The 12,434-nt window shown below is 53.7% G+C and carries 11 protein-coding genes; 1 reads left to right on the top strand and 10 read right to left on the bottom strand.

What is annotated here, in order from left to right:
- Positions 1-103 precede the first annotated feature (103 nt).
- From G5B47_RS10160 to G5B47_RS10120, 9 genes are all read right to left on the bottom strand, one after another.
- Positions 104-1,123, bottom strand: coding sequence for a sensor histidine kinase (locus G5B47_RS10160; protein ID WP_165097442.1), 1,020 nt, complete (start codon positions 1,121-1,123; stop codon positions 104-106).
- Positions 1,120-1,815 (bottom strand): response regulator transcription factor, encoded by a 696-nt coding sequence (locus G5B47_RS10155; RefSeq protein WP_165097441.1) that lies wholly within the window; start codon positions 1,813-1,815, stop codon positions 1,120-1,122. The genes G5B47_RS10160 and G5B47_RS10155 overlap by 4 nt, the downstream gene beginning before the upstream one ends.
- A gap of 95 nt (positions 1,816-1,910) precedes the next feature.
- Positions 1,911-3,011, bottom strand: coding sequence for a GerAB/ArcD/ProY family transporter (locus G5B47_RS10150; protein ID WP_235949798.1), 1,101 nt, complete (start codon positions 3,009-3,011; stop codon positions 1,911-1,913).
- A gap of 4 nt (positions 3,012-3,015) precedes the next feature.
- The gene (locus G5B47_RS10145) at positions 3,016-3,249 is read right to left on the bottom strand and encodes a hypothetical protein (protein ID WP_165097440.1); all 234 of its coding nucleotides are present in this window, start codon (positions 3,247-3,249) and stop codon (positions 3,016-3,018) included.
- A gap of 10 nt (positions 3,250-3,259) precedes the next feature.
- On the bottom strand, positions 3,260-4,516 hold the full coding sequence (locus G5B47_RS10140; protein ID WP_165097439.1) for a Ger(x)C family spore germination protein: 1,257 nt from the start codon (positions 4,514-4,516) through the stop codon (positions 3,260-3,262).
- On the bottom strand, positions 4,513-5,616 hold the full coding sequence (locus tag G5B47_RS10135; protein WP_165097438.1) for a GerAB/ArcD/ProY family transporter: 1,104 nt from the start codon (positions 5,614-5,616) through the stop codon (positions 4,513-4,515). The genes G5B47_RS10140 and G5B47_RS10135 overlap by 4 nt, the downstream gene beginning before the upstream one ends.
- The gene (locus G5B47_RS10130) at positions 5,613-7,214 is read right to left on the bottom strand and encodes a spore germination protein (RefSeq protein WP_165097437.1); all 1,602 of its coding nucleotides are present in this window, start codon (positions 7,212-7,214) and stop codon (positions 5,613-5,615) included. Before G5B47_RS10130 ends, G5B47_RS10135 begins: the two co-directional genes overlap by 4 nt.
- Positions 7,215-7,358: 144 nt before the next feature.
- The gene (locus tag G5B47_RS10125) at positions 7,359-8,099 is read right to left on the bottom strand and encodes a glycerophosphodiester phosphodiesterase (RefSeq protein WP_165097435.1); all 741 of its coding nucleotides are present in this window, start codon (positions 8,097-8,099) and stop codon (positions 7,359-7,361) included.
- 87 nt (positions 8,100-8,186) lie between these two features.
- Positions 8,187-9,377: an amidohydrolase gene (locus G5B47_RS10120; protein ID WP_165097433.1), complete on the bottom strand. Its 1,191-nt coding sequence runs from the start codon at positions 9,375-9,377 to the stop codon at positions 8,187-8,189.
- 381 nt (positions 9,378-9,758) lie between these two features.
- Here G5B47_RS10120 and G5B47_RS10115 point away from each other — a divergent pair, with 381 nt between their 5' ends.
- Positions 9,759-10,589 (top strand): MetQ/NlpA family ABC transporter substrate-binding protein, encoded by an 831-nt coding sequence (locus tag G5B47_RS10115; protein ID WP_165097431.1) that lies wholly within the window; start codon positions 9,759-9,761, stop codon positions 10,587-10,589.
- Positions 10,590-10,733: 144 nt separating this feature from the next.
- On the opposite strand, the gene G5B47_RS10110 is transcribed toward G5B47_RS10115, so the two are convergent.
- Positions 10,734-12,422 (bottom strand): glycoside hydrolase family 13 protein, encoded by a 1,689-nt coding sequence (locus tag G5B47_RS10110; protein ID WP_165097429.1) that lies wholly within the window; start codon positions 12,420-12,422, stop codon positions 10,734-10,736.
- Between the last annotated feature and the right edge of the window lie 12 nt (positions 12,423-12,434).

Here is a 12,434-nt window from a genome sequence, read left to right as displayed (position 1 = left end):
CCAGGGTTGGGGCGATTCTGCTATGCCCCGCTAAGTATCCTGTTACACTCCCAATGTACCGTACATCGCCCGATGGCTGCTATGGATTTACCTTACGGTTTCCTTACAGTCCGGTTAAGGTTATGTTCGTATCCGCAGGAACCCCCGAGTCAAAAAATAGGCGGACCGCCGTGCCTTTGCCGGGCTGCGAGGAAAGCTCCACCCGGTGTCCAAGCCGCTTGCATATTTCGCGGACAAGATGCAGACCCATACCGGTCGATTCGCGGTACTCCCGTCCTCGTTCGCCCGTGAAATAAGGATTAAAGACCCGTTTAAGATCCTCAGGGGCGATTCCGATGCCTTCGTCGTGAATTTCCAGGATGACCTCACGGCCTCGCTGGAAAGCTGCGGCGGTGACGGTCTTCCCGGAGCCGCCCGAATAATTCACGGCGTTGGTCAGAATCTGGGCCAGCATAAACCTCAGCCATTTGGCGTCGGTATAGACCTGGAGCTCCTCGCCAATCCGGATATCCGCCTGCACGCCCCGCCGGATAAAGAGCCGACGGTTCTCGGCCACCGTCTCGCTGACCGCCTTCCGCAGAGAGACGGGCACGATGCTGAAATCATCCTCGAACCGGTCCAGCCGGGAAGTATACAGCACCATTTCCAGCCCTTTGCGCAGCCGGTCGACTTCCTCGCGGATGCTGTCCGCCGCCGCATCGTCCAATTCGTCGGCGGTAAGCTGAATAATGGATAGGGGGGTCTTCATTTGATGGACCCAGCGGTTCATGAACGTGATCTGGCTGTCCACGCGGTGGGCCTCTTCGCCAAGGCGATCCCGGTAATGGCGGCCATACGATTCCAGAAGATTCTCGAAAGCTTCGGGAAGGGGAGCGTTACCTAGCGGCTCGAAGGCGTTATCGATGTAAGCTTCTGGCTCGGAAAGCTTGGCATAGAGGCGGCGGTGGCTGATGTAGCGGAATGCGAGATAAACGGCGAGCACCGATCCGCTGATCGCTGCGCCGTACAGCATAATGGAGAAGGGGCGCCCTTCGCCTGTGAGCCAATAGAGAAGCGGCACGAGCAGCATTTGAACCGTATAGAACAACAGCAGCGGAAGCTGTACCTTCAGGAACAGCTTCATGACGCCCCGGCGACATTCAGCCGGTATCCCGCTCCCCTAACCGTTTCCACAGCATTGTCCGCATTCAGTTCCTTGAGCTTCTTACGCACTCTCGTTATGTAGACATTCAGTGTGTTGTCATCTATAAAATGCTGGTCCTCCCACATGAGGTCGAGCAGCCGCTCGCGGCTGACGACGCGGCCTTCCTTCAGCATCAGGGCTTCCAGCAGGACAGACTCTTTCTGGGTCAGTTCCGATGTCAGCTCTCCATGCTGAATGGCAAAGCGTTCGGGATAGAGAGTCAGCTGGCCCGAGCGTACCGTCCGTTCTTCCGGCTGCTGCGCGTAAGAACCGTAGACCCGGCGGAGCTGACTGCGGATCTTGGCCAGCACCACCTCATAATGAAAAGGCTTCGTTATGTAATCGTCGGCTCCGTTCTCCAGCGCCATCACCTGATCCATTCCGCTGTCTCTGGCGGAGATGAAGAGGATCGGGCAGAGCGACCGGCTGCGAATTTGGCGGCACCAGTAATATCCGTCGTATTTCGGGAGGTTGACATCCAGCAGCACGAGATCTGCTCCGCTGTCCAGAAAGGCCTCCAGCACACTGTCAAAATCCTTGGCGGCAACCGTGCGGAAGCCGTATTTCGAGAGATAGGCTTCGAGCAGCCCAGCCAGCTTGGCATCATCCTCTATGATCAAAATGGTTTCCATGACATTCTCCTTCATCTGATCTGCTTGCGGGAGGTTCACCGCTTCTATCATAGCTCATCGATAAGGCGGTTTGTAGTCCTCTCGCGGGCCGGCGTCTAATCCGGGGCACTTCGAGACTGCCTCTTAACCGCGGCTGCCAAACCAAGGATCAGCGGAATGAATATTTGAAAGACGGTGTCGATCCGGGTGCTGGGCCCAAGGCCGATGGCCACGTGCTGGGTAAAGCTTCTTTCGATGAAGGATGCCCCATAAATAAGCGCTCCTACCGGGAAAATCAACCATTTTCGGGGTATTTTAGTTATACCGGACGCGGTCTCCACTGCACAGTAGTACCAAATCAGCATTTTAATGAACAACCCGATATAAATCATGATGGTGACGAGGATATCGAGCCGTTCGATAAACCGCAAGTTGCACAGCGTACGGACAGATTGGAGAAAAGGGAGATAGGAACTGCCGGCCAGATCCGGACCCAGAATGGCGATGTTCAGCGCATTCATAAATATCAGGAACACACTGATTCCGATATACGCCCAGACCGTTTGTTTTACAGGAACGCCGGGCTTCTCCCAAAGCGGCCACAACAGCAGAAAGACGAGCATCTGGCCGAAAGGAAAAGAGAGAATTTCGGGCAGCGCCGCCTGCAGAATCGGCCAGAGCCCATTCTCGGCGACAGGTGTCAGCCGCGTGAGATTGACATGCCGCATCAGAATGAACAGGACGATCAGCAGGAAGTAACAAAACAGCAGGCCCGGAAGCAAAATCTCCGGGAGCCGAAAAATGATCTCTATTCCCTTCCAAATCGCATATATTGCAACCAGAACGAACACCAGCATCGTGATGGACATAGGTGTTGATTGGAGCAAAGTCAGTGAGGTCAACTCGCCGAAGTCGCGCAAATTACGCATGGATTGGTAGGAAAAATAGCAGGCATATACTGCGCCGAAGAAGGTGCCGGCGATACGGCCAAAGCCGAAATGGAGCATTCCTGCAAGATCCAATTCCGGCATGAGCCGCTGAATCCACAGGAAGAGGAAAAGAAGCGCGAACCCGGCGGCCGCCCCGACGCTCATCGCCAGCCAGGAATCCTGTCTGGCGTCGGCTCCCAGAAGAAACAGGGGGGTACTGCCGATTTCAAACAGGATTACCATCAACGAGATTTGAAGACCTGTGATCCGTTTTTTTATCCGTGACAATGCTCTAACCTCCTAACCATCCGATAATCGCTTTTCCGACTGGCTGAAAAAACACAATGTAGGCGGAAGATATGCTGAGATGGGGAACCGTGGCTATACCCGCAAGGCTCACGTAAGCGGCCCATCCGAGTAAACCGCCAAGTATCACCCGGTGCAGACCGCTTCCTTTTCCCCTCAGCTGCCGCCATCCCCACAAGAAGACAGCGGCGTAGAACGCAATGACCACAGCCATTTGCATAATATCAGCCTCATTTCGGTTCGAGTGATTTATAAGAGCTGCCGGTAAGACCGATCCGCTCAATTTTCATTTTCACATGCGGCCGGATTTCAATATTCTGAAATACGGTATCCCAGCTGTCTTCCTGTTTAATCCGCTTCCACCGCTTCGGATGATTGCGGTGAATGGAGACGGCAAAGCCGGTCACATCGGCATTCAGTTTTTTGACTGCATGCCAGGAAGTATTTATGATTTCAACAATATTGTTTTCGATGGAATGCTCCATTTGGCGCATGGAGGATACTTTTTCCAGATCCAGTTCGCTTCCGAGTTCGTTCAATATACCGCCTGCTTTAATGTCGATATCCATGACGTAATGATCGTTCTCCCAGATCGGACGGACGGAGGTTGATGAATGCAGAAGCGTAACGGAAGCATCGTCCCGATCGCTTTTTCCGGGGATGGAGGGAAAAGAAATGTTCGCTCTCTTAACCTTGTCAGTCATGAACGACAATCCGAACGCCTCCCGCTGGGACAACCATCCGACGAAACGGTCTTCTTTCAGCACGCCCAATCTCCCGAAGGCGATCCGGGAAGGAAGATCGGTTTGGGCTGTGTCGTCCGTCCGGTCCATCACGCGATTGCCGGTCAGCTTGATTTCCGGCACCGTCGTGCTTTCCGAGTCGGAGGTCAACTGCATTGCCAGTTCGTACATCCGTGTACCGGGAAAATAGGAGGTCAATCTGGCCTCCTGTTCAATCATAAGCTGGATGCCCGCGCCCTGATTCTTGGTAAGCTGCATCAGCTGGTTCAGTATCCGGCCCGCTTCTCCTTCGGTCAGGAATACGTAGACCGTCTCACGGGCGTCGGGTTTTCGCAGAAACAGATCGATGAGCTGGCTGATTCCTCGTTTCGCCACCGATTCGCCGATCACTGTAATCCGGGAGTGGGAGAAGAACATCTCGCGCGTGCTGGTGAGATTGGTACGCTCGACAGCTTGCGCAATGGTAGCCCCCTTTACCGTATAGGTCAAAAAAGGAGGGGAGCTTGTGCTGCCTCCGCCGCTGCCCCCCATGCTGCTGGTACCGGACGAAGGATTGATTACCTGATAGGTCGCTTTCCACTCATCATCTTCCCAGTCATAGGCAGAACCCGAAACGATGCCCAGCTCATTCAGCTCCCTGTCATCCCAGCAGCCGCCGGTGAGGAGCGACAGGAGGGAAAGAACCAACAGGAGACTCCGCCCTTTATGGCGCATTTTACGATGTATTCGTTTCTTCTTGCTCATGTCTTGTACTCCTTTCTTTTGATGACCGGTTCTTTAATCCGGGTCCATAGCAGAATTCCCAAGGGCAGCAGAATATTGAAGAGTAAAAAAACGATAATTCTGCCTTCTTCGTTAAAAAGATTCAACTTCTCCGGTTCCCGCCAGGTATACAGGCATTCCGTGATGATTACTACCGAAAGCGCCACGAGATAAGGTCTGTCATTCCGGATGCGGAAGGTCTGCTTAAAGCACTGAACGGTAGCAAACAGAAAAATAGCGAGCTTCATATAGACGGACATCGTCCAGTAAGAAATGAACAAAACATCCAGATTCTCGATAAACCGGCCGACCTGAATGATACTGATCGTCGAAAATATCGGGTAAGCGATGTCCTTCATGTACTGGGGCCCAAAAACAACCAAAGTCATCAAAATCTCCACAAACATTACCAGGGTCACGAGGCATATGCCGATCACGCCGATAAATGTGCCTTTTCGCGGAAACTTTAAATAAGGTCCGAAAAAAAGCAGCACGGAGACTTCCGACATCCACCCAATCGGCGTAAGGGAGGCAAGCGCAAAGGAAGCCGCCGAATGATCGAATATAGGCAGCAGCCGGTGCAGGTTGATATGTTTTGTCAATCCCCAGATATATAGCGGAAAGATCATGAGAAGCATAAGGTTTACAATGCTGTTTATCCGGGAAATGGCTTCAATGCCCCGGCTGATCATGTACAGAGTGACAAGCATAATAATAACGGCCGTAATAACCGTGGGCGTGTTTAGCAGCACGTTATCCTTGATGAAGTTTACATACACGCGCAAAACGTTCGTCGTCAGGTCCAGATAATACTGAAGCAGAAGAATGCCGATCACGACAGCGAAGACGGGTGAGATTTTACGGCCTGCCCATTCCAAAAAAGGCGCGCCGCCCGTGGCCTTGATTATGGTTCCGATAAGCCAGGCTATGCCGAGACCGATCAACCCCGAAAATATTACCGCAAGCGGGGAATCCTGCTCGAGGTATTTCCCAATAATGACGGGAAGCACCACGATAGCCGTGGGGAAAATGGCGCTGACGACGAGAAAGATGGCTTGTACGTTACCGATTTTTCCTCTCAAGAGTGCTCACTTCCCTGCTGTTCGGGTGGGTTGCCGGGAGCCTGCGGCTGCTCCGCAGGCAGGTTCTGTCTTGGCGCTTCCTGGCTTCCATATGTGCTCGGGCGCAGCTTCATTTTCCACATCGGCATGCGAAGAAAAATATCTTTCAGATAAGGCGGCTTCATCGGAGCTACGGGAGATAAATACGGAATGCCGAACGACTGGAGCCCGGCCATGTGGATAAGGAGCACCATCAAAAAGGACATGATGCCGAACAGGCCCATGGAACCGGCGATCAGCATCATCAGAAATCGGATAAGCCGGATGGAGTTGGCGATGGCGAGCGACGGGATGACAAAATTTGAAATCGCCGTGAAGGACACCACGATGACCATGGCGGCGGACACAAGGCCCGCCTGAACGGCGGACTGCCCCAGCACAAGCGCTCCCACGATAGAGATGGCCGGTCCGATCGCCCGCGGCATCCGCACCCCGGCTTCGCGCAGAACGTCGAAGGTCAATTCCATAATCAGCGCTTCGATCAGCGCTGGAAAGGGAACGCCTTCACGCTGCGCCGCCAAGCTGATCAGCAGCGTTGTCGGCAGCATCTCCTGATGGAAGGTTGTGATGGCGATATAGAGCGCGGGAAGCAGCAGAGACACGAAAAAGGCGGTAAAACGGATTAACCGCAGGAAAGAGGAAATGTCATACCGCTGGTAATAATCCTCGCTGGATTGGAAAAAGCTGAAAAGAGTCGCCGGAGCGAGCAGGGCGAAAGGCGTTCCGTCAATAAGGATACCGACCTGTCCCTCCAGAATGCCTCCGGCCATTGCATCGGGACGCTCCGTATTCTGAATGGTCGGAAAAGGCGTCATTCCGCCGTCCTCAATCAGTTCCTCGATGTAATTGCTCTCGAGAATACTGTCCGTATCAATGGCGTCCAGCCTTTTACGAATTTCGGCAAGAACCTGCTCATTAGCGATGCCATGCAGGTAGACCAGGGCGATACCGGTCTGGGTCCGCCGGCCGATTTTATATTCTTCGATCCGCAGATCGGCGTTCTTGAGTCTCCGGCGCATCATGGAGGTGCCGGTCCGCAGGCTTTCGGTAAAGCCTTCCTTGGGACCGCGGATAACGCCCTGCGAGGTCGGTTCATTGATGCTCCGTGTCTCCCAGCCGGAGGTACCGGCGGCCAGCGCCGTCTTGGCGCCGTCAAGCAGGATAATCGTATTTCCTTCGAACAGCATGCCGAGCAGGTTTTCCACCGTTTTGCATTCTTTGATTCCGCCGACAGTCAGGATTTGCTCCTTGATTAACAGAAAGGCTTTCTCGTTCGTGAGGCCCGGTTCCAGTAAATCCCGGCAGTCCGTCAGGGGCTGGATAACGGCCTGGGTGACCAGATCGGCATTGACCAGTCCGTCGATATAGATGAAAGTCAGGGAAGGGAAAGCGGAGGCCGGATTGGACAACGACCGGAATACCACGTCAGAGCTGCTTCCGATCCGCCGCTTGATTTCCGCCACATTGGCGTCCAGAGAGGATTCCAGCGGCTTGGATGAAGCCGTAACGGTTTCCGGCCGGGCTGCGGCTTTATGGTTTGACAGGAATCTCAGCTTCATGGCAACTCTTCCCTCCTTGGGCGCAGCTTTTGACTATTCTGCTGTAGTATGCCCGGAAGGAGATTCCTTATTCTGGCTTTGGAGGAGGCTGTAAATATGCAAAAAGTCCGGCTGCCCATTACGGGAACCGGACTTTCATTCCAATTATTTGCCTTTACGCTCAAGCAGCCCGGCAAGGACATCGGGGACGTCTGTGATGATGCCGGCTACTCCAGCATCGATCAGAAACTCCATCCGCTTCGGATCATTCACCGTGAACGGATGATAGACGACGCCGTTTCGCTCCGCGTCCCGCACGAATTCCGGCAGCACCGCCAGATGATACGCGTGCAGCGCCTCCGCCCGCACGGTAGCGGCGTAATCCCAGGGGCGGTACAGGCCTTCCATATACAGAATGCCCGTCTTGATGTCCGGAGCCAGCGTCTTGAAGTAAGCGAGCGAATAATGATTGAAGCTGGAGATGATGACCCGGCTGCTCATCTCGTAAGCCCGGACGGCGGCAATCACTTTTTCCTCCATCCCCGGGTACGGAAAGATACCGTTCTTAAGCTCAATGTTAAGGACCGTGTCCCTGCCTTGCAGCAGCTCCAGCAGTTCCTCCAGCCGCGGAATTTTCTCTCCCGCGAAGCTGCCGTTCCCGAACCAGGCGCCCGCATCCAGCGACCGCAGCTCTTCGAGCGTCTTGTCCTTTACATAACCGCTGCCGCTAGTTGTCCGGTCCAGCGATTCATCATGGATTAGCACAAGCTGCCCGTCCCGGGTCATCTGCACATCGGTTTCGATGCCCGTCGCGCCAAGCTCAAGGCTTCGGCGGAAGGCCGCCATCGTATTTTCCGGGCATACCGCCGAAGCGCCCCGGTGCGCGAAATTCAATATTTTTGCCACCGCTCATTCCTCCGTCTCCTAATTTCTGCCTTTTATTATAGATCAACTTTGATTCGGGAGAATAAGCGGAAAGTAAAAAATTTCATTTCATGCTCTTGGCCGCAACGGCGTTATGCCGGGGAAATGGACCAATTCCTTCAGCGCGGCCTCGGCGAGTCCGGCGAAATACTGCGCGGCTGGAAGCAGGGCGGATTCGTCGGTATCGAACTTCGGGTGATGGTGGCTGTACGTTCCTCCCGTGCCGATGTTTACGAAGGCGCCGGAAATCTCCCGCAAGTAGTAGGCGAAATCTTCTCCAATCATTTGCGGAGCAAGATCGTGAACGCTATAGCCGAACTCCGCCGCCTGCTGTTTGGCGAAATCCGCCCAGCGCCCGCTATTGACTGTCGCCGGTGGTCCCGGTATCCACTTCAGCTCTGCAGAGGTGCCCGAAGCTGCCGCGATGCCATTGATAATTTGCCGGATTTGCCCGGGTATCCGGCTGCGGATTTGTTCGTTGTGCGTTCTTACCGTACCTTCCAGCTCTACGAGTTCAGGGAGGACGTTCCAGGTCGTTCCGCCGTTAATCCGCGTTACGCTGACAACGACCGATTCTCCGGCGGGCGTCAGCCGGCTGGCTATCGATTGCAAAGCGGTGACGATATGGGCTGCGGCGAGAATCGAGTCTTCTCCGCGTTCGGGCTGGGCGGCGTGCGCCCCGGTCCCGCGGATGGCAATGACGAAGCGGTCGACTCCCGCCGTAAGCGCGCCGGTTCGCGTGCCGAATGAGCCTGACGGCAAATCGGGATTGCTATGAAGCCCGAAGATGGCGGACACGCCGGACAGGCCGCCGGATGCCAGAACGGCCGGAGCGCCTGCGCCGGTCTCCTCCGCCGGCTGGAACAGGATGCGGACGGTGCCTTGCAGTTCCCGCTCGCGGGATTTAAGCAAGTAAGCCGCCCCGAGAATGACCGCCGTATGGAAATCATGGCCGCAGGCGTGCATTTTACCGGGGATGGCGGAGGAGAAGGGCAGTCCAGTCTCCTCTGCGATCGGCAGAGCGTCGATATCCGCGCGAAGCGCCACCTTCGGCTCGCCGGAGCCGATCTCGGCAATCAGCCCGGTCTTAAGCGGAAGATCCAGAATGGAGATCCCGGCCCCGGCCAGCCATTGTCTGAGCTTTCCGGTTGTTTCATATTCTTCCTCTGCCAGCTCGGGATGACGATGAAGCTCCCTTCTGGCCTGTACCAGCTTCTCGGTGAGTTCCTTATTCGATCCTATAGCAAATGGTTCGGTCATTGTTATCTCTCCCTTGGGCTAGAATCTTTTAATAATAAATCATAGTTTTCCGATTTGAAATAACAAATGGATGTTAAGGCAAATGGGGAGGCGATGTCAATAGCTATAATCTATGTTTGAAATTTATTGTTTTTTTTCATTGACCAATCAAATTTGCCCATGCTATCATACAACTCGAATCAATAATGCATTAATCCGATGAGTTAACTTTAATTTAGCTCGTTAATGATTATTGATGGATGCAGCAGAGAGAGAAGGGGGAGAAACCGATTATCCGAGCGAAGGCATCAGCTGGGATACATATGCCGAGGGCTATTCCGGCCGCTGCAGGCATTGCGTAATTCAATTTATTTTACACAGAGAAAAGGGGATTATTGGAACATGAAACTTAAAAAAATCGCGGCTGTGGTATTAATCGGGATGTCTTTGACACTGGGAGCTTGCGGAAACAAAACGGCGTCCGATGCGGACAAAAAGGATATTGTCGTAGGTTTCGGCGTGGGCACCTATGAAGATCAGTTCCGCAATGGCGTTCTGCCGATTCTGGAAAAGAAGGGCTATAAGGTGGACATCAAGACATTCTCCCAGAACATGCAGGTCAACCCGGCGATGAAGGAAGGCTCTATTGATGCCAGCGTGTTCCAAAGCACGGCTTACATGGAAGGAATCAACAAGGAGCTGAGCACGGAAATGACCGCCCTTACCTTCTCGCCGAGCGCTCCGCAAGGGCTGTATTCGGTGAAGCATACTTCGCTGGACGAAGTGAAAGACGGTTCCGTTATCGCCGTGCCCAATGATCCGGTCAATCAGGAGCGCGCCGTCCGTATTCTTGAAGGTCTGGGATGGGTAAAAGTTAAACCGAATGCCGGGACGACCGATTTTAACCTCGAAAGTGTGGAACCGGGCAAATTCACGCTCCAGTTGGAGGCGCTGGATTCGGCGCAGATTCTCGTATCCTTGAAGGATGTGGACTTCGGTGTGGTCAACGGCAATTATATCGCCAATGCTAAACGCAAAATTACCGAAGCGCTCAAAATCGAGGATACGCCGGAACAGCACCGCATTATCGTATCGATTAATAAAGCGGACGAGAATGCGCAGTGGGCGAAGGATCTGAAAGCGGCCTATGAATCGAAGGAGTTCGAGGATTACATCAAATCCCAGGACAAGTATGACGGCTTTATCGAGCCGGTAGCCTGGAGCAGCAACTAAGCAGCCGGCAGGGGATTTTTCTTTCGAAAGACCGCAGCGTTGAATGATTTCGAAACGGCTGAATGAACGATGGATTGAAAAAAAGGGGGCTGTCCCGAGTCATGTTTGTTGACTTCGGACACCCCCCCTTCCGCTTGCAGCGGCTTAAACCGTAAATTTATAAACTCTGGCTTCATATGGACGAAGCTCCAGACTGCGGACATCTTCTGCCCGGTCAACATCATAGTTGCCGATGAGCAGCTCGGGTTCGCTGATGCCGATCTCCGCCGGAAGCTCGAAGCTTGCGGACTCGCCGAAGAAATTCAGGATCACGAGCAGTCTTTCGCTGCCGAGTGCGCGCTGGTAGGCATATACCCGCTCATTCTCTTCCGCCACAATCTTGTATTCTCCGTACACGATAATGTCATGCTCTTTGCGCAGCTCAATGAGCCGCTTGTAATAATGGAAGATGGAGTCCGGATCGGCCAGAGCGTTCTCTACATTAATTTCCGTATAGTTCGGATTGACCGCCAGCCAAGGCGTGCCGGTGGTGAACCCGGCCTGCGTCTCGCTGCTCCACTGCATCGGCGTGCGGCCGTTGTCGCGGCCCTTGATGTATATCGAGTTCATGATGTCCTCTTCCTTATGGCCCGCTTCCAGGTATTCCTTATGCATATTGATGATTTCAATATCTTTATAGTGGCTGATCGAATCGAACTTCACGTTGGTCATGCCGATTTCTTCACCCTGATAAATGTATGGCGTGCCTTGAAGCGTATGGAGCAGGGTGGCGAGCATTTTGCCCGATTCTTTATGATAGTCCGTATCGTTGCCGAATCTGGATAGCATCCGCGGCTGATCGTGATTATTCAAATAAAGGCTGTTCCAGCCCTTGCCGCTCAGCAAGGTCTGCCATTTGGTGATGATGTCTTTAATGTCTTTCAGCACCCATGGCTTGCAGTCCCATTTGCCGCCCGGGCCGGAATCGACGCCCATCAGCTCGAAATGGAATACCATGCTCAGCTCGTCCCGGTCTTCGCCGACATATAGAGCCGCGTCCTCCGGCGTAACGTCGACCGCTTCTCCGACGGTCATAATGTCGTACTTGGACAAAACCTCACGGTTCATCTCCTGCAAATATTCGTGCACGCGCGGACCGTTGACGAAATAGTCGCCGCCGAAGTGATACGGCCGGTTCTCGCCGTCTTCAACCGGCACGCTTGGAAGCCCGGGAACTTTGGAAATCAGATTGATGACATCCATCCGGAAGCCGTCAATGCCTTTGTCCAGCCACCAGGTCATCATATTGTAGACTTCCCGGCGCACCTGCTCGTTCTCCCAGTTCAGGTCGGGCTGCTTCTTGGAGAACAGGTGGAGGAAGTATTCGTCTGTCGCTTCATCATACTGCCAGGCCGAACCGCTGAAGAAAGAGCCCCAGTTGTTCGGCTCCCGGCCATCTTTGCCCGGACGCCAAATATAATAATCGCGATACGGATTGTCCTTCGATTTGCGGGATTCCGCGAACCAGGCGTGCTCATCGGAGGAATGGTTCACGACAAGGTCCATAATCAGCTTCATCCCCCGGTCGTGCAGGCCTTGAAGCAGCATTTCCCAATCGGCGATCGTTCCGAATTCGTCCATAATATCCTGATAGTTGCTGATATCGTATCCGTTGTCGTCATTGGGCGACTTGTACACGGGACACAGCCAGACGACGTTCACGCCGAGCGTCTTCAGATAATCCAGCTTGGAGATAATCCCCTGCAGATCGCCGATTCCGTCGCCGTTGCTGTCTTTGAAGCTTCGGGGATAGATTTGATAAACTACGCTTTCCTTCCACCATTTTCTCTCCATTGCCATTCTCCT

The sequence above is a fragment of the Paenibacillus apii genome (assembly GCF_011043685.1).
Taxonomy (GTDB): domain Bacteria; phylum Bacillota; class Bacilli; order Paenibacillales; family Paenibacillaceae; genus Paenibacillus_AQ; species Paenibacillus_AQ sabinae.
Note: the sequence above shows the minus strand (reverse complement) of the source record. Positions and strands in the feature narration are given on the sequence as shown.